At 64.2% G+C, this 21,964-nt stretch carries 21 protein-coding genes; 16 read left to right on the top strand and 5 right to left on the bottom strand.

The window, feature by feature from the left end; translation table 11 throughout:
• Positions 1-378 precede the first annotated feature (378 nt).
• Positions 379-1,317: a D-2-hydroxyacid dehydrogenase family protein gene (locus BLEFHOIH_RS03345; RefSeq protein ID WP_088343067.1), complete on the top strand. Its 939-nt coding sequence runs from the start codon at positions 379-381 to the stop codon at positions 1,315-1,317.
• Positions 1,318-1,418: 101 nt separating this feature from the next.
• Here the strand turns inward: BLEFHOIH_RS03345 and BLEFHOIH_RS03340 are convergent, their stop codons facing one another.
• On the bottom strand, positions 1,419-2,270 hold the full coding sequence (locus BLEFHOIH_RS03340) for a helix-turn-helix transcriptional regulator (RefSeq protein ID WP_088343066.1): 852 nt from the start codon (positions 2,268-2,270) through the stop codon (positions 1,419-1,421).
• 189 nt (positions 2,271-2,459) lie between these two features.
• Here BLEFHOIH_RS03340 and BLEFHOIH_RS03335 point away from each other — a divergent pair, with 189 nt between their 5' ends.
• The 6 genes from BLEFHOIH_RS03335 to BLEFHOIH_RS03310 all read left to right on the top strand — a co-directional run bounded on the left by BLEFHOIH_RS03335 (position 2,460) and on the right by BLEFHOIH_RS03310 (position 10,160).
• Positions 2,460-3,470, top strand: a complete 1,011-nt coding sequence (locus tag BLEFHOIH_RS03335; RefSeq protein WP_245296852.1) for a fatty acid desaturase — start codon at positions 2,460-2,462, stop codon at positions 3,468-3,470.
• Positions 3,471-3,504: 34 nt separating this feature from the next.
• Entirely contained in the window at positions 3,505-4,335 is an 831-nt protein-coding gene (locus BLEFHOIH_RS03330) for a PhnD/SsuA/transferrin family substrate-binding protein (protein WP_245296851.1), read from the top strand.
• A 212-nt stretch (positions 4,336-4,547) separates the two neighbouring features.
• Complete coding sequence (locus BLEFHOIH_RS03325; RefSeq protein WP_088343065.1) at positions 4,548-6,212, top strand: ABC transporter substrate-binding protein; 1,665 nt, start codon at positions 4,548-4,550, stop codon at positions 6,210-6,212.
• Between the two features lie 72 nt (positions 6,213-6,284).
• Entirely contained in the window at positions 6,285-7,238 is a 954-nt protein-coding gene (locus tag BLEFHOIH_RS03320; RefSeq protein WP_088343151.1) for an ABC transporter permease, read from the top strand.
• On the top strand, positions 7,235-8,116 hold the full coding sequence (locus tag BLEFHOIH_RS03315) for an ABC transporter permease (protein WP_088343064.1): 882 nt from the start codon (positions 7,235-7,237) through the stop codon (positions 8,114-8,116). The genes BLEFHOIH_RS03320 and BLEFHOIH_RS03315 overlap by 4 nt, the downstream gene beginning before the upstream one ends.
• A complete protein-coding gene (locus tag BLEFHOIH_RS03310) occupies positions 8,109-10,160 on the top strand; it encodes a dipeptide ABC transporter ATP-binding protein (RefSeq protein ID WP_088343063.1) in 2,052 nt (683 codons plus the stop codon). Before BLEFHOIH_RS03315 ends, BLEFHOIH_RS03310 begins: the two co-directional genes overlap by 8 nt.
• A gap of 18 nt (positions 10,161-10,178) precedes the next feature.
• Here the strand turns inward: BLEFHOIH_RS03310 and BLEFHOIH_RS03305 are convergent, their stop codons facing one another.
• Positions 10,179-10,853 carry a LysR substrate-binding domain-containing protein gene (locus BLEFHOIH_RS03305; protein WP_280950635.1) on the bottom strand — a complete coding sequence of 225 codons (675 nt, stop codon included), beginning with the start codon at positions 10,851-10,853 and terminating at the stop codon, positions 10,179-10,181.
• 27 nt (positions 10,854-10,880) lie between these two features.
• Here BLEFHOIH_RS03305 and BLEFHOIH_RS27150 point away from each other — a divergent pair, with 27 nt between their 5' ends.
• The 8 genes from BLEFHOIH_RS27150 to BLEFHOIH_RS03270 all read left to right on the top strand — a co-directional run bounded on the left by BLEFHOIH_RS27150 (position 10,881) and on the right by BLEFHOIH_RS03270 (position 18,778).
• Complete coding sequence (locus BLEFHOIH_RS27150; protein ID WP_245296849.1) at positions 10,881-11,288, top strand: hypothetical protein; 408 nt, start codon at positions 10,881-10,883, stop codon at positions 11,286-11,288.
• Between the two features lie 64 nt (positions 11,289-11,352).
• Complete coding sequence (locus BLEFHOIH_RS03300; protein WP_088343062.1) at positions 11,353-12,582, top strand: aromatic ring-hydroxylating dioxygenase subunit alpha; 1,230 nt, start codon at positions 11,353-11,355, stop codon at positions 12,580-12,582.
• An 11-nt stretch (positions 12,583-12,593) separates the two neighbouring features.
• On the top strand, positions 12,594-12,893 hold the full coding sequence (locus tag BLEFHOIH_RS03295; protein WP_170936970.1) for a 2Fe-2S iron-sulfur cluster-binding protein: 300 nt from the start codon (positions 12,594-12,596) through the stop codon (positions 12,891-12,893).
• Positions 12,890-14,167, top strand: coding sequence for a cystathionine gamma-synthase family protein (locus tag BLEFHOIH_RS03290; RefSeq protein WP_245296848.1), 1,278 nt, complete (start codon positions 12,890-12,892; stop codon positions 14,165-14,167). The genes BLEFHOIH_RS03295 and BLEFHOIH_RS03290 overlap by 4 nt, the downstream gene beginning before the upstream one ends.
• The gene (locus BLEFHOIH_RS03285) at positions 14,167-15,753 is read left to right on the top strand and encodes an FAD-dependent oxidoreductase (protein WP_095407235.1); all 1,587 of its coding nucleotides are present in this window, start codon (positions 14,167-14,169) and stop codon (positions 15,751-15,753) included. Before BLEFHOIH_RS03290 ends, BLEFHOIH_RS03285 begins: the two co-directional genes overlap by 1 nt.
• Positions 15,754-15,767: 14 nt before the next feature.
• Entirely contained in the window at positions 15,768-16,955 is a 1,188-nt protein-coding gene (locus tag BLEFHOIH_RS03280) for an FAD-binding oxidoreductase (RefSeq protein ID WP_088343059.1), read from the top strand.
• Positions 16,952-18,022, top strand: coding sequence for an FAD-dependent oxidoreductase (locus BLEFHOIH_RS03275; protein ID WP_088343058.1), 1,071 nt, complete (start codon positions 16,952-16,954; stop codon positions 18,020-18,022). The genes BLEFHOIH_RS03280 and BLEFHOIH_RS03275 overlap by 4 nt, the downstream gene beginning before the upstream one ends.
• A 156-nt stretch (positions 18,023-18,178) precedes the next feature.
• On the top strand, positions 18,179-18,778 hold the full coding sequence (locus BLEFHOIH_RS03270) for a BA14K family protein (protein WP_088343057.1): 600 nt from the start codon (positions 18,179-18,181) through the stop codon (positions 18,776-18,778).
• 142 nt (positions 18,779-18,920) lie between these two features.
• On the opposite strand, the gene sufA is transcribed toward BLEFHOIH_RS03270, so the two are convergent.
• On the bottom strand, positions 18,921-19,286 hold the full coding sequence (sufA, locus tag BLEFHOIH_RS03265; protein ID WP_088343056.1) for a Fe-S cluster assembly scaffold SufA: 366 nt from the start codon (positions 19,284-19,286) through the stop codon (positions 18,921-18,923).
• Between the two features lie 231 nt (positions 19,287-19,517).
• On the opposite strand from sufA, the gene BLEFHOIH_RS03260 reads away from it, so the two are divergent.
• Positions 19,518-20,474 carry a DMT family transporter gene (locus tag BLEFHOIH_RS03260; RefSeq protein WP_170936969.1) on the top strand — a complete coding sequence of 319 codons (957 nt, stop codon included), beginning with the start codon at positions 19,518-19,520 and terminating at the stop codon, positions 20,472-20,474.
• A 75-nt stretch (positions 20,475-20,549) separates the two neighbouring features.
• On the opposite strand, the gene BLEFHOIH_RS03255 is transcribed toward BLEFHOIH_RS03260, so the two are convergent.
• The gene (locus BLEFHOIH_RS03255) at positions 20,550-21,137 is read right to left on the bottom strand and encodes a TIGR00730 family Rossman fold protein (RefSeq protein WP_088343054.1); all 588 of its coding nucleotides are present in this window, start codon (positions 21,135-21,137) and stop codon (positions 20,550-20,552) included.
• Positions 21,134-21,925 (bottom strand): hypothetical protein, encoded by a 792-nt coding sequence (locus tag BLEFHOIH_RS03250; protein WP_088343053.1) that lies wholly within the window; start codon positions 21,923-21,925, stop codon positions 21,134-21,136. The genes BLEFHOIH_RS03255 and BLEFHOIH_RS03250 overlap by 4 nt, the downstream gene beginning before the upstream one ends.
• Positions 21,926-21,964 lie beyond the last annotated feature (39 nt).

Genomic DNA, 21,964 nt, shown 5'->3' with positions numbered 1-21,964 from the left:
TGCCGCGTTTTCGGCGGGCAGCCTATTGCTGGGCGAGCGTCTCCCGACGTTTGCGCGCAATGGCATTTCGATGGCCTTGCGGTACCACTGCATTATCGTCGCACTATCGGGAGTGAGGTCCCACCATTAAATTCTGCCTGAGCATCTCGGAGTCTTAAGTCTGGGCCATCAGGATGGCAGCTTGCGCGGTGCCGTCGTCACTGCTTGAACATGACAAGGGGCGGCCCGACGCCTGGAAGGTCGGCAGCGTGATAGACTCAGGGTCGCCAGAGTTGATTTTATGTCCCGAATGCGGGCATGGCTTGCTGATTCAGGCTCAAGGGCCTCGAGCGGCCGCGATACAACGCCCGCAGGTGACAGAACAATCGGAGGACAGGCATGCGGATCGCGATCTTGGACGACTATCAGGGCGTCGCGCTGGACATGGCGGACTGGTCGGCCGTTGCGGCGCGCGCGGAGATCACGGTGTTCCGCGACACCATTCGCGATCCCGATGCGCTGGTGGCGCGGCTTGAGCCGTTCGACGTTCTCTGCGTCATGCGCGAGCGCACCCCGCTGCCGCGCAGCATCATCGAGCGCTTGCCACGGCTGCGCCTGATCGTCTCGACCGGGGCGCGCAACGCCTCCATCGATCTCGAGGCGGCAGCCGAGCGGGGCATCGCCTTCGCCAATACCGGCTATAACGCCACACCGACCATCGAGCTGACCTGGGCCCTGATCCTCGGCCGCGCCCGCAGCATCGTCGATGAGGCAACGTCGCTGCGAACGGGAGGGTGGCAGCGATCGGTCGGCACCGGCGTCAATGGCAAGACGCTCGCGGTCCTGGGACTGGGCCGGATCGGGTCGGAGGTGGCGCGGATCGGCAAGGCGTTCGGCATGGAGATAATCGCGTGGAGCGAGAACCTGACGGCCGAACGCGCCGAAGCCGCGGGAGCGGCGCTGGTGTCGAAGGACGAACTCTTCGCCAAGGCGGATTTTCTGACTATCCACCTCGTCTTGAGCGACCGGACGCGCGGACTGGTCGACGCGCGTGCGCTCGGATTAATGCGGCCGACGGCGTTTTTGATCAACACCTCGCGCGGTCCGATCGTCTCGGAACCGGCATTGCTCGAGGCGCTGCGGGAGGGCCGGATCGCGGGGGCTGCCCTCGATGTGTACGACGTGGAGCCGCTGCCAGCCGATCACCCCTACCGCTCCGCCGCCAACCTGCTGGCCACGCCCCATATTGGTTATGTCTCCGAGGAGGTCTACCGGGTTTTCTACGGCGACACGGCCGCCCAGGTCCTTAAATGGATCGAGGAGAATCCGGCTAAGTGATGCCCGTCGAGGCCAGATGGGCGGACATGCCGGCCGCTGCCACCGGGAGGCAAGATCGACAAGCAGCGGTGGTGTGTTGCATTCGACGAAACCCATCGGCTCTAGCGGGGGCTGCGATGCACCGGCAAGGCGGTGACGAAGTCGCATGCTGCGTGGGCATTGACCCGCGCAACGCGAATGAGGTTGTCGAAATGCCGCTGCATCGACAAGACGGACTCGCGTGAATTGAGCACCAGATACATCTCGCCGACGAAGATCGCGGCGCGGTACGGCCCGAACACGGTGTAAGGCACCGAAAAACGCTGTCGCCCGTCGAAGAGATAGAGTCTGAACGAAGGATAGAGTTCGTCCAGCAGCGAGGCCATATGCCGAAGCTGCTCCTGCCGAATATCGGGATGCAGGTCGCGCCAGACGCCATGCCCCGCCGCAAAATCCTCCAGCGCCTGCATCGGCATGCACACTTCCATATCGGTGCCGGGCTGGCGATTGTAATCCAGTCGGAACGCCGTCTCGCTGATCTGGATTTCGGGATTCACCCGGACATGCGCGGTTTCGTAAGCGATAACGGCCTGTGTCCGCACAAGGTCCGGCAGGCGCATCGGCACATAACGGATTTTCGTTCCGGCGGCTTCCGCGTGCCAATGCGCCAGCAACGTCTGGCGCTGCGCTCCAGCCGGCTCCTCCTCGATCTCGAAACTGGGCCGCAATCCGCCGGTGATGCCTTCATCCTGGCTGAGGCCCAACAGCCAGTCGAGCGAGACGCCATAACGTTCCGCAATGTTGAGCAACGTCTCCGCTCTCGGCAGGCGTGCGGACTGCCCCGCGAGGAGTTGAGACAGGGCCGAGCGATCGATCCCCACCGATGCTGCGAAACCCGACTGGCTCGTCGCACTCCGCCTCAAGAGCGTCTTGAGGCGCTCTTGAAAAAGACCAGCTAGATCGCGCTTGTCCACTTTCGTCCTCTTTTGCTGACTTTACGCAACAGATGCCATGTTTGCTGTTCAGAATTAACACATCATCACAATTCTCGCAGTGCCGCATGCTGCCTCAGGGTGAGAGTCTTAAAGTTCCGAACTTGCTGGAGCGGATGAGCCTTGGGGAAACGCCGAAAGATTGGACGACCGAATTCACCAATTCGGCGCGTGAGCCTCGGTGCGGTCGAATGGCCGACGGTCGGCTTGCTGCTCGTTTGCTACGGGCTTTGGTTCGCGACGGCGTCTTATCTTTATCCGCTCATGCCGGCGGCCGCCCTGGCGGTATTGGCGGTGGTGATCGCGCTGCATTCGTCCTTGCAGCATGAGGTTTTGCATGGCCATCCGACCCGCAACCGCCACCTCAATGAATGGCTGGTCGGGCTGCCGCTTGGCGTCTTCTACCCCTATCGGCGCTACAGGGCCGTGCACCTCCGGCATCATGCCGACGAGCGGCTGACGGATCCTTATGACGATCCGGAATGCTACTACCGGGCACAATATGACTGGGAGAAGCTTCCTCGCGCGCTGAAGATGCTGCTCCGCTGGAACAATACGCTGGTCGGCCGGGTCACCCTGGGCCCGGCCCTGGCTGTGCCGGGGTTCCTCGTCACCGAGGTCGGGCAATTCGGTTCCAGTCCAAGCATCCGGAAGGCATGGATGCTGCATGCCGCAGGTCTCGCTGTTCTCGCGGGTCTTCTGGAAGGTGCGTTCGGCATCTCGTTCTGGCTGTATGCGGTGAGTTCGGCCTATGGCGGGATGTCGATCATCTGCATCCGGTCCTATTGCGAGCATCAGTGGTCGGAGCGGCCGGAGGGGCGAACCGTCATCGTGGAGAAATCGTGGCTGGCCCTGCTGTTTCTCAACAATAATCTGCATCTCGTGCATCACAAGCGACCGACCGCACCTTGGTACAAGCTTAAGGCCCTCTATGCCGAAGAGAGCGAGGCGTGGCGGGCGATGAACGAAGGCTACGTGTTCCGCAATTATTTCGAGATATTCCGGGCATTCGCTTTGCGGCCGAAGGAACCTGTCGTGCATCCGGTTCTGCGCCGTGCCGTGCCCTCGTCGAAACCTGGTCATGCCATTACAGTCGAACTGGGAAATACCGATCCTGCCAAGGCGCCCGGAGAGGGCAGGACTTCGGAGCGGCCTCGCGCGGCGGCACATTCGGGTTGCTGAGAGCCGTCGCGAGATCGGCGCACGGAGATCGAATATGGCACCCGCCGCCATGCGGTATATCGCTTCACTTCCAATGTATGACTGGCCCGAGCGGTGCGGCGAGGTCGACGCCGAGTGGGCGGCGATCCGTGACCGGCTGAGGGCCTGCGGCGTCGACGCTCCCGAGCATTTGACGCGCCGTAATGGCGATATGCCGGCGGTACCGGACGGTATCCGCGACGCCCTGGGAGCTGTGATCGCTTCGGATCCCGCGGCGCTGCCCGCCGATGACCTTCATCTGCACACCTTGTGGCGGCATCCGGCGCTGCTGTTCGGACAGACCTGCTGGGGCCCGATGGAACTCGGCCTGCAACCGCATGTCGCGGTGATCGGCCTCCCGGACTATAGCGGCATCGAGGGCGGCGAGGGATCGCTCTATTCGAGCGCCATCGTGATGCGGCGGAGCGATGCCCGGGCGCGCGCCGATTGCCGCTCGCCCGAGGATGGACGCGCAATGGTCCCGCTCGGGTCGTGGCGCGGCGCCCGCTTCGCTTTCAATGGACCGGATTCAATGTCGGGCTACATCGGATTGAAACGGGACGTGGAGCGCGCGGGAAACAGTCTCTCGCTCTTTGCCGGGACCTTGGAAACCGGCTCGCACCGGACCTCGATCCGCGCCGTCGCCGGTGGTGCCGCCGATGTCGCCGCCATCGATGCCAGATCCTGGCACCTGGCCCGGCGATTCGAGCCATCTGCACAAACGCTCGCCGTCGTCGGATGGACGTCGCGCCGCCAAGGCCTGCCTTTCATCACCGCGCCGCGCCTGGCGCGTCTTTTCACGCCTTCGCGGCCTATTCTTTTCAATAACGAGCCGCCCCTCATTTAAAGCCGACGGCGTTATTTCGTGCAATCTCCGAGGCAACTGCTCAAATCGGCTGCATCGCTGTGCCAAAGCCCCGCGTTGCTTCGCCTGGATGTCGCGGGGTCCAGCAAGTATTGCGATCGATAGCAGAAAAGGCTTGTTGGACCCGCAATACCGCATGTTACAGTCCAACGGAGACATTTCTAATCTGCCGCGCCGGTGAAGAGGTTAGAGCCATGCGTAAGGACTATCGGACCATCGACGCAATCCGGCGTGGCCGCACGGAGATCGAAAACCATCTGATCGACGGTGTCGTCGACGGGAGGATCAGCCGCCGCGAATTCCTCCGCCATGGCAGTCTGCTTGGATTATCGCTGCCGCTGCTCGGACGCGTCGCCGCCGCGACCGGGTTCGGCGTCATGCCGGGCCTCGCCTACGCCGCCGGTGCGGCAGGCGCGACCATCCGCATCGGGAACAGCATCCCCTCCGCCGCGATCGATCCGGTCACGGTCGCGGATGCGGGCGGATTGTTGATGCTGCAGCAGGTGGGCGAATTTCTCTGCCTCGACGGCCCCGATCTGGTTCTGCGGCCGATGCTGGCGGAAAGCTGGAACCCGAATGCCGATGGGACAGTTTGGACTTTCAAGCTTCGGAAAGGCGTGAAATTCCATGGCGGTGGCGAGATGAAGGCCGACGACGTCGTCGCCAGCATCGACCGGCTGGCCGATCCCGCGAACTCCTCGAACGCCTTATCCGTCTTCAAGGGCACATTGCAAAAGGGCGGGGCGAGGAAGGTCGACGACTACACGGTGGCGTTCCACCTCGACAGCCCGAGCGGCAACTTCCCCTACCTCGTATCGTCAGACAACTACAACGCCATCATCATCCCGGCGGCCTATGCCGGCGATTTCGAGAAGACGTTCAACGGCACCGGACCGTTCAAACTGGAAAAATATACGCCGAAAGTCGGCGCGAGCTTCGTGCGCAACGAAGACTATTGGGGAGAGAAGGCCCTGCCCGCGCGCACCGAATTCACCTTCTTCGCCGACCTCCAGCCGCAGATTCTTGCGCTGCAGGGGCGGCAGATCGACATCATCAACCAGCTTCCGGCGCTCGCCGGCGTGGCCCTGCTCAATGATCCCAATATCGAGATCATGAGCCTCAAGTCCGTGGCGCATCAGCAGGTGCATATGCGCTGCGACATGGACCCGTTCACAGATGCCCGCGTGCGCCGCGCCGTGGCTCTCAGCCTCGACCGCAACAAGCTCGCCAAGGGGCTGATGAAAGGCCGCGCGGTCGTGGGCAATGACAGCCCGTTCGCCGCTGCCTATCCGTCCGCGGACAAGACTGTGGCGCAGCGCGAGCGGAACATCGCCGAGGCCAAGCAGCTCATGGAGGCGGCGGGCCTCGGCAAGGGCGCCAAGGCAAAGCTGACCACCGAGCGATATCTCGAAATCCCCGAATATGCCGTGCTGATCCAGAATGCGGTGAAGGAGATCGGCATCGAGCTCGAGCTCAGTATTCTCGACCAGAGCACCTATTATGGCGACGCCGTTTTCGGCAAGTCCAACTGGCTCGATTCGATGATGGGCATTACCGATTACGGCCATCGCGGCGTGCCCAACGTCTATCTGTCCGCCCCCTTGATGAGCGAGGGAAGCTGGAACGCCTCGCATTTCAAGAACGCCAGCTATGACGGACTGGCCAAAAGCTACATCGCGGCACTTGACCTCGAAAGCCAGAAACAGTCCGCCGGCAAGATTCAGCGCCTGCTTCTGGATGAGACGCCGGTCATCTTCGGCTATTTCTTCGACTTCCTGACTGCGGCAGCGAAAGGCGTGACCGGCGTTCAGCCGACCGCGATGTCCCAACTCTATCTCGATAAGGCGTCGAAGGCCTGACGGGCGGTCGCGTGCCATCTTTGCATTGGCGGGCTTGCTTTAACTGGCCTGTCTCCGGAAGGAGTGCGAGCCATCCTCAGCTTCCTCGTCCAGCGTGTTTCGCTATCGCTCGTGACCCTGTTCCTGCTCAGCGTGATGGTGTTCATCGCCGGTCAGGTGCTGCCGGGCAATGTTGGGCGGGCCATCCTCGGACCGCTGGCCGACATGCGTGCGGTCGAGTTGCTCAACACGCAGCTCGGCCTCGACCGGCCTATCCTCGTGCAGTACTGGGACTGGATCAGCAATTTCGTCCAAGGCGATATGGGCACGTCCTACATCTTCCGCGCGCCCGTCGCACCCTTCGTCTTCGAGGCGCTGGGCCATACGCTGAAGCTCGCCGCCGTCGCCCTGGTGCTTGTCGTGCCGCTCGGCATAGCCGCTGGCGTCGTAGCGGCCTTGAACGTCAATCGGCCGCTGGACCGCATCATCAGCCTCGGCGGGCTCTCGGCGACCGTGCTGCCTGAATTCGTCACCGGTATCGTTCTCATCCTCGTTTTCGGCGTCTGGCTGCAATGGCTTCCGATTTCCGCCGCCTGGCCGCCCGGCGCGGGCCTCACCACGCAGATCTATTACCTCATCCTTCCAGCTCTGCCGCTGTTTCTGGTGCTGTTCGGCTATATTGCCCGTATGGCACGGTCCGGCATGATCGAGGCGCTCGACAGCGATTATGTCCGCACGGCGGTGCTGAAGGGGCTGCCGTGGCGGACGGTGATCTGGCGGCATGCTCTGCGCAACGCGCTTCTGCCGACCATCACCGTGATCGCTTCGCAGACCACGTACCTGGTGGGCGGCGTCGTCGTCGTCGAGACGCTGTTTCGCTACCAGGGGATCGGGTCGCTGATCTTCACCGCCGCGCGCGGCAAGGATTTCCCAATCCTCGAGGCCGGCATATTGACGATCGGCATCGTGCTGTCGATCGCAACACTCCTCGCCGACCTGCTTTATTCCGTCCTCAACCCGCGCATCAGGCTGGGAGGCGGACGATGAGTGTGGAACCGGCGGACATCAGCCTTCCGGGCGATGAGGAGAAGCGGCGGGGCGGGCTGGCGCAAACGCTCGCCCTGCTCGGCCGTTCCGGGTCTTTCGTCATCGGGTTCGGCATCGTGGCATTTTGGGTCGTATGCGCTCTGTTCGGCCGGCATTTCGTGCCCTACGATCCGCTTGCCGACGACATCATCAATTCGCTGAAGCCGCCATCCGCCGAACACTGGTTCGGCACCGATCAGATCGGCCGCGACGTCTTCTCCCGCGTCATCGTCGGCTCACGCGATATCTTGATGGTCGCGCCGCTGGCGACGCTTCTGGCCACGGTCGCGGGAACGGCTCTTGGGCTGGTGACCGGTTATTTTCGCGGCATCGTGGACGAGGTCATCAGCCGCATCTTCGAAGCCTTCATGGCCGTTCCCGTGGTCATCATCGCGCTGCTGGTCGTCGTTGCGCTCGGGCCATCGACCACGACAGTGATCTGCGTAATCGGCCTCAGCTTCTCGCCGCTGATCGCCCGGACCGTGCGCTCCGCAGTCATCGCGGAACGCGAACTGGACTACGTCTCGGCGGCGAAACTGCGCCGGGAAAACACGCTCTACATTCTGTTCGTCGAGATCCTGCCGAATGTCGTCCCCTCGATCCTCGTCGAGGCGAGCGTCAGGCTCGGCTATGCCATATTCGTCGTTGCCACCTTGAGCTTTGTGGGTTTCGGCATTCAACCGCCATCGCCCGACTGGGGACTGAGCATCTCCAGCAATTACGGCATGATCGGCGGTGGCTATTGGTGGACCGTTTTGTTCGATGCGCTGGCGATCGCAACGCTGGTGATCGGAGTGAACCTCGTCGCTGACGGCGTACAGGGGGCGCTCGATGCTTGACCAGCCCGAGGTAGCGCAGATCGGCCGCGATGCGCTGACGATTGCAGGGCTGTCCGTGGCCTACCGGACGCAGGGGCGCGACAGGACGGTGCTGCGCGACCTCAGTCTGCGCATCGGTAAGGGCGAAGCCTATGGGCTGGTGGGAGAGTCCGGTTGCGGCAAGTCGACGGTCGCCCTGACGGCCGTCCGCTATCTGCCGCGCAATGGCAGCGTGACCGGCGGGCATGTCCTGGTCGATGGCGCCGACGTGATCGCGCTCGACAGTGTTTCCCTGCGCCGGATGCGGGCAAAGACGATCTCGATGGTCTATCAGGATCCGGGCAAGGCGCTCAATCCGTCGATGAGAATCGGCCGGCAGATCACCGAGATCTTCGAGCTGGCCGGTCTCGCCGCCGGCCCATCTAAGGACCGCGCCATCGATACGCTGAAGCGCGTGCGCATATCCGATCCGGTCCGCGTCATGCAGCGCTACCCGCATCAGCTTTCCGGAGGCATGCAGCAGCGGGTCGGGATCGCCATGGCGCTCGCCAGCGATCCCACCATGCTGATACTCGATGAGCCGACCACCGGGCTCGACGCCACGGTCGAGGCCGAAGTGCTCGACCTCATCGTCCAGCTTCGCCAGGAATTCCAGACGTCCTTACTGTTCATCAGCCACAATCTCGCGGTGGTGTCGCGCATGTGCGACCGGGTGGGTGTGCTCTATGCCGGGATGCTGGTCGAGGAAGGGCCGACGAAAGACCTGTTCGACAACCCGCGCCACCCGTACACGGTGGCGCTGCTGCGCTGCCTGCCGCGCGGCGGTCAGCGAAAGGATCTGGGGCGGCTCGACACGATTCCGGGCAATCTTCCCGCTCCAGGCGCGACGATCTCCGGCTGCGCGTTCGCGGATCGCTGCGCCCTGGCGGACGACCTCTGCCGCACGAAATTGCCGCCGCTGTTCGACCTGGGCGGGCGCCTGTCACGCTGCCACTATCATGACCGCGCGCTGACCCTGCCACGGACGCTGCCTGCCGAAGCGGCAAGTCCGGCCGCGGCGAAATACGACGCGCCGGTGCTCAAGGTGGACAACCTCAACATGACCTTCGGCAGCGGCAGCCATGCTTTACACGCGGTGACGGATGTGTCGCTCAGCCTGCTGCCCGGCGAGACGCTCGGGCTGGTGGGCGAATCCGGCAGCGGCAAAACCACCCTGGCGAGGATGCTCCTCGGTGTCATCGAGCCGGATCCGGGCGGACGGATCATGCTGGAGGGAAACCTCGTCGAGCCAAGCCTGGAGCGCCGGTCGTGGCAGCAGGTGAAGGCGATGCAGATCGTTTTCCAGAACCCTGACTCGGCGCTCAACCGCTCGCATCCGGTCAGCCGCATCATCGGCCGCGCCCTGCGGCGTCTCGCCGGACTGAGCGGCGCGCCTCTGAAGCAGCGGCTGCTGTCGCTCATGCAATCGGTGCGGCTGTCCGAAAGACACCTGCAGGCAAAGCCGCGACAGCTCTCGGGCGGCCTCAAGCAGCGCGTGGCGATCGCGCGGGCTTTTGCGGGCGATCCTCGTATCGTCGTTTGCGACGAGCCGACCTCGGCGCTCGACGTGTCCGTGCAGTCGGCGATCCTCAACCTGCTCGTCGACCTCCAGGCCCGCCATCATGTAAGCTACATCTTCATCTCGCACGACCTGGGCGTGGTCCGCTACCTGTCCGACAAGATCGTCGTGCTCTATCTCGGCCGCGTTATGGAGACAGGTCCCGCCGAGCAGGTGTTTTCCGGGCCGCATCATCCCTATACGGAAGCATTGCTTTCCGCGGTGCCGACCCTCGACGGGCCTGGCATGGCGCGCATCCGCCTCCAGGGGGAAATCCCGAGCGCCGTCAATCCACCGAGTGGCTGCGTCTTTCATACGCGCTGTCCGCGCAAAATCGGCCCCGTCTGCGAACAGGCGGAGCCGCCACTCGCCCGCAACCAGGCCGGCCACGCGATCCGCTGCCACATTCCGGCAGCCGAACTGGCGGAGCTGCAGACCGCGAAGACCGTTGGGCCGCAGCCGCAATAGCAATCGGAGGCGCCCGCTCTATTCAAGCTCGGCCATGTCGTCCGGCGTCGCCGCCTGCCGCGCGATCGGCCAGGGCCGGCGGTCGATGCCGGCGAACCGCGTAATGATCCAGTTCCGGAATAGCGAGATCAGCGGATCGTCGAGATCCTCGGGCCGGAGCGAGAGGAAATAGCCAAAACCATCCTTGATCTCGATCGTGCTCGGCACGCCGAGGCGCCCCTCTTGCATATCGTCGATGAACATGTCGATATCGCACAAGACGATGCCATCGCCGCGCTGGGCATATTGAACGGCGAGCGCCAGTGTGTCGAAGGTCATGCCGCGGCTGGTATCGAGCTCGACATTAACCTGCTGCGCGAAACGGGACCAAAGGTGGTTGGCCGGCTGTCCCTCGATACGGACATGCAGCAGCTCCGTCGCGCCAAGCAGATCTGCCAGCGGCCGGTCGGCGAAGCGGGCGGCAAGCTCCGGCGAACAGACGGGCGTCGCCCGCTCCATCCAAAGCAGATCGAGGATCGCGTCGCTGACCTTCGGCTTGTCGTAGAGCACCGCGACATCGACCTTCTTGGTGGGCAGCCAGGTGCCGTAGCTGCTGGAGACGTCGAGAGCAATCCCGGGAAACTCACTGCGGAATTCGTGCAGCATCTGCAGACCGAAACGCTGCAGGAAGGTCGGTGGCATGTGCACCCTCAAGACCCGCTCGTAAGCCGCGCCGTCGTTTTGGATCTCGTTGAGGATTTTTTCGATCTGGCTGAAGGATTTCTCGACGACGGGCAGCAACTTCGCGCCTGCATGCGTCAGAACCAGGCCATTGGGATTGCGGTGGAAGAGACGTTTGCCGAGGAGGTCTTCCAGACTGCCGACATGCCGGCTTATGGCGCTCTGCGTAACGCTCAGGCTTTGCGCGCCGACGGTAAAGCTGAGACGCCGGCCGACAGCCTCGAATGCACGGAGCGCATTGAGGGGGAGCCATTTCCGATCAATCACCTCGCCTCACCGGCCATGTCTTGCTGTCATGAAACGTGCTTTTGCACCCCGCCGCGGCCATGCTCCTTCCACACCACCTATCCGCGTATCATCGCCGGTCGGGACGCCGGCGACAATTGCTTTTTTCAGATGGAGGCATGAGCAAATTGAAATTGCCGGTGCCTCGGCCGCAATGAGATGCTCATTTTATTTACGGAGGATTTCAATGCGCCGCAGGCACGAACTTTGCGACCTTCTCGACGAGCGGCGCCCCGGATATTCGCTGCCGCAGCCATTCTACAATGATCCAGACATCTACGCGCTCGATATCGAGGGCGTCTTCAATGCCTGCTGGCTGATGATCGGTTTCTCGGTGGAACTGCCTAAGCCGGGCAATTATCTGGCCATGACGATCGGCCGCACGCCCGTCGTCGTGATCCGTGACCGCGCCGGCGCCATCCGTGGTTTCTTCAATAGCTGCCGGCATCGCGGCGCGCAGATCTGCCAGGACGGCACCGGGCGCGCCGCCAAGCTGGTTTGTCCGTACCACCAATGGACCTACGGCCTCGACGGACGCCTCTTGCATGCCGGCGCGATGCCCGAGAATTTCGACGCGAACGACCATCCCTTGCGGCCCATTCACGTCGAAGTGGTCGCGGGCGCGATCTATATCTGCCTAGCTCAGACACCGCCTGACTTTGCACCTTTCCGCCGCGCCCTGGAGCCGATGCTCGCGCCGCATGGCTTCGAGAACGCCAAGCTCGCCCACCAATATGTGCTGGTTGAAAAGGCGAACTGGAAGCTGGTCATGGAGAATGGCCGCGAGTGCTACCATTGTGCCGCCAATCATCCCGAACTCGGCATCAGCTTTCCGATCGGGATTTCGGCGAATATGAGCATTGAGGACGATACGCGGATGCGGGGCTATTGTCAGCGCATGGCGGCGCACGGCCTTGAGGTGGGACCGACCGACGGTTCATGGTGGCAGATTGCCCGCTTCCCCCTCAATGAGGGGATGATCTCGATGTCGCCCGACGGCGCGCCGCTGGTGAAGAAGCCGATGCTCGACCTCGACGGCGGCGACACCGGTTCGCTGCGTTTTTCGATCGAGCCGCATAATTTCTGCCATGCGCTTGGCGATTATGCCTTCATGTTCTCGGTCTTGCCGGTCGGGCCGGAGGAGACGCATGTCGTGGCCAAGTGGCTCGTTCATGAGGACGCCGTCGAAGGCGTGGATTACGACGTGCCCAGCTTGATCAACACGTGGGACATGACCAATCGCCAGGATCGCGACCTGGCCGAGAACAACCAGCGGGGAGTCAACGGCCTTGGCTATCTGCCTGGCCCCTATTCACCGAAAGCGGAGGGCCTCGTGCTGCGCTTCATCGACTGGTATTGCGAGCGGATGCGCGCCCATATCGGTGCGCCCTCGGCCAGGATCGCCGAGGTCGCATGACGGGAGAGGTGATGTTACAGCAGAGCGCAGCCGCTCATACGGAAGCCGGGATATCCGTGCGCATCCTTCCCTATGATGTGGAGGTTTTCGTGCGCCCGGGCGAGACCATCCTCGAAGCTGGCCTGCGCTGCGGCGTCGCGCTCGCAAGCTCGTGCCGCCAGGGCGTATGCGGCACTTGCAGGCTGCACAAGCTCTCCGGCGAGGTCGAGATGCATCAGAATGGCGGCCTGTTCGAGGACGAGGTGGAGGATGGCGATATCCTCGCCTGCTGCTCCTATCCGCTGACGCCGCTGGTTTTGGAGTGGGCATGAGCGAAGGCGCGCGGGTGAGCAACATGGACTCGGATGCCCCCGGTTTGCATCCCGAGACGCTGACGGTCGGGCATGGCTACGACCCGAAGGCCGCGAGCGGTGCTGCGAAGCCCCCGGTCTATCTCTCCTCGACCTTCGTCTACGGTTCCGCCGCCGAAGCGAAGCGCCTGCACGAGGCGTTTTTCGATGGCGCGGAGAATGGCGCCACCGGGCACATTTATGGCCGCCTCGGTCATCCCGGCCTGGATATCGTCGAAGCCCGGCTTGCCGCGCTAGATGGCGGGGAGGATGCGGCCTGCTTCGCCAGCGGCATGGCGGCGATTACTTCGATCATGCTCGCCTTTCTCGCGCCGGGCGACGTGCTTGCGCATACCGGCCCGATCTATGGCGGCACCGACGCGCTGCTGAATGGCGAGCTGACGCGGCTCGGCATCAAGCCTGTCGGCCTGCGCAGCGGCCTCGACCGGGAGACGCTCGCCGCCGATGCCGAACGCGCGATGGCCGAGGGCAGCGTCGGCGTGATCTGGGTGGAGACGCCGGCCAATCCCACCGCCGCCATCGTCGATATAGCGCTCGTCGCAGCCAGCGCCGGGGAGATAGGGGCCGCTCAGGGCCGCCGGCCGCTCGTCTGCGTCGACAACACCTTCCTCGGCCCCTTCGTGCAGAGCCCGCTGGCGCTCGGTGCCGATCTCTGCATGACCTCGCTGACCAAATATGCCGGCGGTCATAGCGACTTTCTTGCTGGAGGCGTCAGCGGCCCGAAGGCGCTGACCGGACGGCTGAAAATGCTGCGCACATTATTCGGCTCGACGCTCGACGCCCATTCGGCATGGCTGCTGGCGCGCTCCTTCGAGACGATGCATCTTCGCACCGCGCGCGCCGCCGAGAATGCCGCCAGGATCGCGGGCTTGCTCCGCGAGCATCCAAAAGTGTCCTCCGTCACCTATCTAGGTTTCACGCCGCCGGAGGCGCCCGCCGGAGCTGTCTTCGCGCGCCAGTGCCGCGGGGCGGGTTCGACCTTCTCCTTCCGCATCCGCGGCGACGAGGCGGCGGCTTTCCGTTTGCTGGACGCCCTCAAGGTGCTGCGTCTTGCGGTCAGTCTCGGCGGGACCGAGACGCTAATCTGCCACCCGGCCTCGACGACCCATTACGCCGTCCCGCGCGAGCGGCGCGAGGCGGTCGGGATCGACGACGCGACTTTGCGGATTTCGGTCGGTATCGAGCATGCCGAGGATCTCGCCGCCGATCTCCTCCAGGCCCTGGAGCGCGTATGATGTCCGTGATCGATGCCCACTCCATCGCAGGCAAACTGGCCGCCCCCGAAGCGACGGTCGACGTTCTCGTCGTCGGCGCCGGCGCGGCTGGGGTCGCGGCTGCGACGGAACTGGCCGAAGCGGGCCTCTCGGTTATGCTGGTCGACGAAAATCCGGTTGATGCCGCTCTGATCGGCATGGATGTTCCGCATTATTTCGGCGGGAGAGCCGGAGCGGCGGTGCAGAACAAAGGCCGCATGCTGGAGCAGGTCGTTGCCTCCGAGCCGGCTCTGGAAGGCGCATTGGCGGCGGGCGTCGAAATCCTGCTCGGGACGTCCTGCTGGGGCGTGTTCTTGCCCGGGCCTGCCACGCGCGAACTGCCCGGCGCGGTCGCCGGGCTGACGGACGATGCCCGCGCCTGGACCGTCGGCTTTCGGCGCATCGTGGTGGCGATCGGCGCGCGCGATCTCGTGGTCTATTTCGACGGCGCCGATCAGCCCGGCGTGATGGGCGCGGCGGCATTCCACGCGCTCGCCGCGCGCTATGATGCCTTCGACGGGCGCAGGCTCGTTATTTTTGGCTCGGACGAGCTGGCGCTGGCGACCGCCGAACTGGCCTTCGCGCGCGGTCTCGAAATTGCCGCCCTGATCGAGGTGGACGCAACCCCGCGGGGACCCGCGCAGCGCGTGTCGGCCTTGGCGGAGCGCGGCGTTCCCGTGCTTTGTGGACAGGTCATCAAGTCGGCTGGTCGCGGTCCGACCGGCGTCACCGGCGTTGAGATCGCGTCCCTCGATGGCGGCCCGGCGCGCACGATTGCGTGCGACACCGTTTGCCTTGCCATCGGACTTGTGCCGGTGATCGAGCTTTTCGACACGGCCGGCGTCCCGCTCGCACTGGACACCGATCGCGGTGGCTTCGTGGCAGGCAGCACTGACGGTGTTTCGACCGGCTCGCCTCTCGTCTTCGGCGCCGGGGATTGCATGGCCGTCTCCGCCGCCCTGGCCACGCGATCCGAGACGGAAGCGCATGGACGGCGCGCGGCGCGTGCGGTGCTGGCATCGCTCGGCCGGGCCGATCCGCTTGACACTTCGCCGCCCCCACGAAACGCCGACCAACTCGCCTATCAGCGGCGGGTGATGGAAGCGCTGTTGTCCACGGGCGGCCTGAACGTGCTCGCCTGTCAGTGCGAGGACGTCACCCGCGCCGATCTCCTTGGCGTTCGCGCGCCGCGTTATCTCGCCAGTCCCTCGGACAGGTCCGTCCACCGGGATCTCGCGACGCTGGCCGCCGACGGGCCCCTCAACCACGACCAGATGAAGCGCCTGACGCGTGTCTCGATGGGCCCATGCCAGGCACGGCGCTGCCGTGAGCAGGTGGCGATGCTGATGGCGATGGGCGGCGGCGTCCCACCCGAATCCATTCCCGTCGCTGGATATCGCGCGCCGGTCCGGCCGCTACCGCTCGCCGTGCTCGCAACGCTCGAGGAGACCGACGCCATGGCCGCCAACTGGCCGATCTGGTTCAGCATCGCGTCGCAATGGATCCCCTACGACCTGATCGGCACCGACGCCGAAGCGACCTTCATCGACGATCACACGCATCTGTAACCGGAGACCCCGCAATGAACCCAGGCATCGGCACCGACGCCCGGGGCCGTCCCGGCGCATCCGTCATCGTGGTCGGTGGCGGCGTCACCGGCCTTTCCTCCGCCTGGTGGCTGGCGCGGTCCGGGGTCGACGTGCTCGTCATCGACAAGGGCATCGTCGGCTGGGAGGCATCCGGGCGCAATGGCGGCGGTTGCACGCACTACCAAAGCGCGCTCTTCCACGAAGAGCAGCGCCTCTGGCCGCTGATGGACGAACTGCTCGGCTATCCGACCGAATATCGGCGCGAGCGGATCATCTTCGCGACGACGGAGCCGCTCCTCCGGATTTATCAGTCGATCGGCGAGACCATCGGCCGGCTCGGCTATGAGTGGGACCTCCTCGACGGCGACGCCGTGCGCGAGCGGGTGCCGCTGGCCGGTGACAGCGCCCTTGGCGGCATCCACCTCAAAGTCGGCGGTCACGCCAATCCTCAGCGCACGGTGCAGGCTTATGCCTGGGCGATCCAGGATCTCGGTGGCCGCATCCTTCAGCACACGCCCGTCCGTGCCATAAGGATGGCCGGCGGCAAGGTGACCGGCATCGAGACGTCTGCCGGGGTCCTTGGCTGCGATCACCTCGTCCTGGCGGCCGGACCGCAAACCGGACGGTTGATGGCGACCATCGGCATCGACGTTCCGCTCGCCGTCGCGCGCGCCGAGATGATCGTGACGGAACCGGTGCCGCTGATGCCGATCGGCGGCGTCGACGGCGAGGGGATCTACGGACGGCAGACGCTGCGCGGCAATCTCGCCTATGGTGGCGGGCCGCATGAATGGATCGAGCTGCCGGAGGATGGCGAAATGCTCTCGCGTCCTTCAACCCCGCTCCTCGGCCATCTGGCTCGGCGGCTCCGGCAGCTACTCCCGAAGGCTGGCCATGTGCGCGTGATCCGAAGCTGGGCCGGGCTCATCGAGAATACGCCAGACGGCCGGCCCATCGTCGAACGCCTCGCGGAGCCCTCCAACCTGACCTTATGCATCATGTCGAGCGTGGGCTTCGGCCTGTCTCCGGCAACTGGGCATGCCATCCGCGATCTGGTCATCGACGGCGCCTGCTCCTTCACCGATATCGCGAAATACAATCTGGCTCGCTTCGCCGGCATTCCGGCCGACTGGGCGGCACAGAAAGGCTGGAAGGCGCGCCCTTTGGAGACGGCGACATGAACAAGGCGAAAGTGATTATCGTGGGCGCCGGCATCAACGGGCTCGCCACGGCGTGGGCGCTCGTCCGCCGCGGCTATCAGGTCGAGGTCTTCGACAAGAGCGCCATTCCCAATCCCGTTGCCAGCTCCTATGACGAGCACCGCATCATCCGGCGCCACTATGGCGACTTGCAACTCTACGCCGACAGGATGCCCGAGGCTTTCCGCCTGTGGGACGAGATGTTCGCCGATATCGGCGCGCGCCATTTCGATCCGCTGCCGCAACTGCTGCTCGAGCGGGGTGACACCGGCTGGGTCAGCGCCTCGATCGCCCATCTCGACACCATCGACATCGCTTGGCGCGAAATCCCCCTCGAGGGCATCGCCCGCGCCTATCCGATGATCCGCGCGGACGGGTTGACGCGCGCCCTGGAATTCAGCGGCGGCGGCGCCCTGTTCCCGATCCGCATCCTGACCGATCTCGTCGTCCACCTCGCCGCGCGCGGCGTCGTCTTCCGCCAGGGGACGGACGTGACCTCGGTCGATCTGGAGGCCGGCCGCCTCGTCGCCAATGGCAAATCCCATTCGGCCGACCACATCGTGATCGCCGCCGGAGCTTGGGTGACGCGGCTATTGCCGGAATTGGCGCCGATCCTCGTGCCATCGCGCCAGGCGGTGATGTTTCTGGCTCCGCCACCCGCGCTCGCCCCGCTCTGGCGGGCGGCGCCGCTCATTCTCGACCTCGGCGAGCACAGCAGTTGCTACGTGCTGCCGCCTCGTCCCGGCACGCGGCTGAAGATCGGCGATCATGTGTTTACCCGCCAGGGCGATCCGGATGCCTCGCGGACGGCCACCGATGCAGATGTGGAACGGTTGATCACGGCCGGTCGCCTGGCCTTTGCCGATTTCGACAGCTACACGGTGCTGGAACGCAAGGCCTGCTATTACACGGTCACCGAAAATGAGCACTTCATCATCCGCTCTATGGGCCCGCGCGGCACAGTCATCTCAGCCTGCTCGGGACATGGCTTCAAACTGGCGCCCGTGTCGGGAGAGGAGGCCGCATCTTTGGTGAGCGGGTTTGGCTGAACGTGACGCAAGATGGGCTTGGCGCGTGGCCTTCGTGGCTCGCGCGTGCCAGGCATGTTAGGCCTTAACCGTACCATTCATCCGGTGCTTTGCGCCTATCTCGTAAACGTGATCTGCCTGCCAAGTCCTTGATAGCCCGGGGATAAGGTCTGTCTTATGGGCAAATCGCAGTTGGCGCGTACCGGCTCCCGGAACCATAACATTCCCTTTCCGTTCTATTTCAATACACGAGCAATTATATTGCCTGCGTTGGCACACGAGATGGAAAGGAAGATGGGAATGAGAGAATTGAAGCGGGTGGGAGCGGCCGCCCTGATGGCCGCCGCCCTCGCATTGGGCGCATCGGCGTCGGCAAGTGCGGCTCCGGCTGCCGGTATCGCCATAGGGCCGGCCGCCCCCACGGATGGGGCCTTGCTCCAGATCCGCGATGGCGGCGGCCGCTGGCAGGGTGGCGGCGGCGGTCGCGGCGGTCACTGGGGCGGACGCGGGCATTGGGGCGGCGGGCATGGCGGGCATTTCCGCGGACGCCATCATCGCGGCTTCCGCAATGACGGCGCCTGGATCGGGCTCGGCGTTGCCGGCGCGTTGCTGGCAGACGGCCTTTATGACGGCGACTATTATGACTACGATTCCGATGCGGGGCCGTCTTCGGGCGCTGCCGAGCGTTGCGCCGCGACGTTCAGATCCTTTGAGTGGGACACCGGCCTTTACACCACCTATGGTGGCCAGAAGCGGGTTTGCCCCTATCTCGACTGATAAGACTGAAGAAGACTGAGACTTCCGGCTGGCCAGCGCGCCAGCCTATTTTTTGCGCGGGCCCGGCGCAGCGTCGACGGCCGGAAACATGCAAATGGCCGGAGAAACCCCGGCCGTTTCAACGCGCGAAGCCCTTAAACGGCTAGCTGGTAAGATCCATCTGCGCCGGGGTGATCGCGACGGACTCGCCGCAACCGCAGGCGCTGGTCTGGTTGGGATTGTTGAAGACAAAGCCCGAGGTGAGCTTTTCCGTGCGGAAATCCATCTCGGTGCCCAGCAGGAACAGGATCGCCTTGGGCTCGATAAAGATTTTTACGCCCTTATCCTCGACCATGTCTTCATGAGGCTTTTGCGACTGGACATACTCCATCGTATATTCCATGCCCGCGCAGCCGCCCTTTTTCACGCCCACGCGCAAGCCGAGTACCGGCTCATCCGTGCTCGCCATGATCTGCTTCACGCGCGCCGCAGCGGCGTCGGTGAGGGTCAAAACCTTCGGTCGTTCCATTCTGGCCATGCGCACACCTCTTCGTCCCCTAATATGTGCGCCCTGCCGGCATGAATGCAAGTCTCCTCGTCGCGCAGGCCAGCTTTGCGCGATGTGAAAGGGTCCATCCCAAATATGCATGGCTAATTTATTGGCAGTATGATCCATTCGCGGCTAGTTTGGCCATCCGCCTTTATTGACGCCCGCATCCGCGCCGTTTCGCGCGCCTATGCTCAACCGCGACACCGCATAATGTCCCAGGCTGGTCCAGCCGGCGCCGCCCCGAACGTCCCTGTTCCGCAGGATTCCCCGCTCATCGGCATGGCCGCCGCCGTCGGCGCCTTTTTCATGCTGAGCGTGATGAGCCTGTTTGCAAAGCTGCTCAGCGCGCACCACCATGTCATCGAAATCGCCTTCTGGCGCAATCTGCTGGCGCTGACGCCGTTCCTGGTCGCCATCGTCTTCTTTGGGCAGCGCCAGCTTCTGCGAATCCAGAGCAAGCCGGGGATCGTCATCACCCGGTCGGTGGTGGCCACGGCAAGCATTCTGTTCCTGTTCGCGGCATTCTCCCTGCTGCCGATGGCCGATGCGACGTCCCTCGTGTTCACGGCCGCGCTGTTCGTGCCGATGCTGGGTTTCTTCTTCCTCGGGGAGCGCGTCGGCCTGTGGCGCTGGAGCGCGATCCTCGTCGGCTTCGTCGGCGTGCTGTTCGTGGCGCAGCCGGGCGGCGGCTGGAACCTACTCGGCATGATCTTCGGCCTCTGCGCCGCCGTGCTGAACGCGACGCTCAGCACCATGCTGCGGCTGCTCGGCCGCACCGAGAACCCGACCACGCTGACCTTCTACCTGCTGCTGATCGGTGCAATTCTCCTCGCCCCGATCATGCCCTTCGTCGCCACCATGCCCGGCCGCGACGAGATCTGGCTGCTGATCGGCCTCGGCATATCGGGCGTCTTCATGCAGCTGCTTTTGTCGACGGCGTTCAAATATGCGCCTGCCGCCCTCGCCTCGGTGTTCAGCTATACGCAGATCGTCTGGGCGACCTTTTTCGGCTGGGCGATTTTCGACGACTGGCCGTCGAGCAACATCCTGATCGGCGCTACGATCATCATCGCCTCCAGCGTCTTCGTCGTGCTGCGCGAGCGCTACCTGGCGCGCAAAGGCAAGCTGGCGCGGCCAGCCGCCGGGGAAGCTGCGGCCGGCGAATAGCTGGAGACGGTCGACGCAGCGACATCATCCCGCGCAATCGGGGACCCAATTGCGAGGCCGCTGAAACGTTTCTGGCTAAAGCTCGTCTTCGCTGTCGAGCCACTTCTCACGGACAGCCGGCGGCCGGTAATCGTGAAACCTTTCGAGCAGCCCGTTTGCGTCCTCGGCGACGAGCAGCCTGTCGCGGTCAAGCTGGGGCAGCAGGCGCTCGGCCACGGCGTGGTCGAGAAAGCCGAGTAGCCGGTCGAAATAGCCGTCGATATTTATCAGGCCGCAAGGCTTTTGGTGAAAGCCGAGCTGGCTCCAGGTGAGCACTTCGAACAGTTCCTCCATCGTGCCGATGCCGCCCGGCAGCACGGCGAAACCGTCGGACAGTTCCGACATCATCGCTTTGCGCTCATGCATCGACGCCACGATGTGGAGCGCGGTGAGCTCGTAATGCGCCAGCTCGCGGTCGACCAGCGATTGCGGGATGATGCCGATGACCTCGCCGCCGGCGGCAAGCGCCGCATTTGCCGCAACGCCCATCAGACCGACATGGGCTCCGCCATAGACGAGGCCGATGCCGCGGGAGGCGACGAGTTGCCCGAAAGCGGCTGCCGCTTGGGCGTAGGAGGCGCGGGCGCCCATGCTCGATGCGGCGAAGAGGCAGATCCGCTTCATTTCAGATTCGATTTGATGAATTGCGCCACGACGCCGACCGCCTCGTCTTCGATGCCGAGAAAGCCATGTTGGGATTTCGCCTCGCAGGGCTCCGAGATTGGCGGGCTCCCGCCCTCCAGCAGGCGGGTCTCGATCTTGGAGGCCTTGGTGAGGCGGGTCTGCAATTTCGGCATGTCCGCCGCCGGCGTGATGGCGCAGGCGTCGTCCTTGTGCGAGACAATCAGCACCGGCACGCTGACCTGTTGCAGCGCCATGCTGGCGACGCCGTCGCGATGGCTGGCGGCGATTTTCCAATCCGGCTTGGAGCGGGTGATCGTCGAAGTCAGCACGAGGCCGTCAATATTGCTCGCGCCGATGGCGCCGTTCGCCGCCGAGAACGTGCCCATGCTGGTGCCGATCAGCCAGACCGGAACATCGGCATCCTTCTTCAGATAGGCAGCGACCGCGGCGATGTCCTCGGCATGGGCCTTGCTCATGCGGAAGATGGCGTTCATGCGCTCCCTCTGATCGGACGGCGCGTCGATCACCGCCACCATCAGCCCGTGCGCCGCGAATGTCTCTCGCGTGCGCACCAGGAAATTGCCCGAGCCCCAATTCATGGCGGAGGCGCTTTTCAGCCCCAGCACGCCCTTGCCGCCCGCGAAGAGGACCACGGCGGCGACGGGCTTTTCCGGCTTGATGAGGATGAATTTCTCGGTGACGCCGCGCGGGGTCTTGATCGAGACGAGCGAGGCGTCGGCGGCCATTGCAGGCGACATGGCGATCGACAGCAAACAGATCGCCGTCAAGGCTGCAACACGACATCGCATCATTTTGTGTCCTCGACC

Source organism: Rhodomicrobium sp. R_RK_3, assembly GCF_002198715.1.
Taxonomy (GTDB): domain Bacteria; phylum Pseudomonadota; class Alphaproteobacteria; order Rhizobiales; family Rhodomicrobiaceae; genus R-RK-3.
This window is presented reverse-complemented; position numbering and strand designations above follow the sequence as displayed.

Excerpts from the sequence above, each read along its gene's own strand:
- BLEFHOIH_RS03325 (WP_088343065.1), top strand. The coding sequence starts at position 4,548 with ATGCGTAAGGACTATCGGACCATCGACGCAATCCGGCGTGGCCGCACG.
- BLEFHOIH_RS03275 (WP_088343058.1), top strand. The coding sequence starts at position 16,952 with ATGAACAAGGCGAAAGTGATTATCGTGGGCGCCGGCATCAACGGGCTC.
- BLEFHOIH_RS03300 (WP_088343062.1), top strand. The coding sequence starts at position 11,353 with ATGCGCCGCAGGCACGAACTTTGCGACCTTCTCGACGAGCGGCGCCCC.
- BLEFHOIH_RS03255 (WP_088343054.1), bottom strand. The coding sequence starts at position 21,137 with ATGAAGCGGATCTGCCTCTTCGCCGCATCGAGCATGGGCGCCCGCGCC.
- BLEFHOIH_RS03270 (WP_088343057.1), top strand. The coding sequence starts at position 18,179 with ATGGGCAAATCGCAGTTGGCGCGTACCGGCTCCCGGAACCATAACATT.
- BLEFHOIH_RS03290 (WP_245296848.1), top strand. The coding sequence starts at position 12,890 with ATGAGCGAAGGCGCGCGGGTGAGCAACATGGACTCGGATGCCCCCGGT.
- BLEFHOIH_RS03295 (WP_170936970.1), top strand. The coding sequence starts at position 12,594 with ATGTTACAGCAGAGCGCAGCCGCTCATACGGAAGCCGGGATATCCGTG.
- BLEFHOIH_RS03330 (WP_245296851.1), top strand. The coding sequence starts at position 3,505 with ATGGCACCCGCCGCCATGCGGTATATCGCTTCACTTCCAATGTATGAC.
- BLEFHOIH_RS03310 (WP_088343063.1), top strand. The coding sequence starts at position 8,109 with ATGCTTGACCAGCCCGAGGTAGCGCAGATCGGCCGCGATGCGCTGACG.
- BLEFHOIH_RS03345 (WP_088343067.1), top strand. The coding sequence starts at position 379 with ATGCGGATCGCGATCTTGGACGACTATCAGGGCGTCGCGCTGGACATG.
- BLEFHOIH_RS03315 (WP_088343064.1), top strand. The coding sequence starts at position 7,235 with ATGAGTGTGGAACCGGCGGACATCAGCCTTCCGGGCGATGAGGAGAAG.
- BLEFHOIH_RS03260 (WP_170936969.1), top strand. The coding sequence starts at position 19,518 with ATGTCCCAGGCTGGTCCAGCCGGCGCCGCCCCGAACGTCCCTGTTCCG.
- BLEFHOIH_RS03285 (WP_095407235.1), top strand. The coding sequence starts at position 14,167 with ATGTCCGTGATCGATGCCCACTCCATCGCAGGCAAACTGGCCGCCCCC.
- sufA (WP_088343056.1), bottom strand. The coding sequence starts at position 19,286 with ATGGAACGACCGAAGGTTTTGACCCTCACCGACGCCGCTGCGGCGCGC.
- BLEFHOIH_RS03280 (WP_088343059.1), top strand. The coding sequence starts at position 15,768 with ATGAACCCAGGCATCGGCACCGACGCCCGGGGCCGTCCCGGCGCATCC.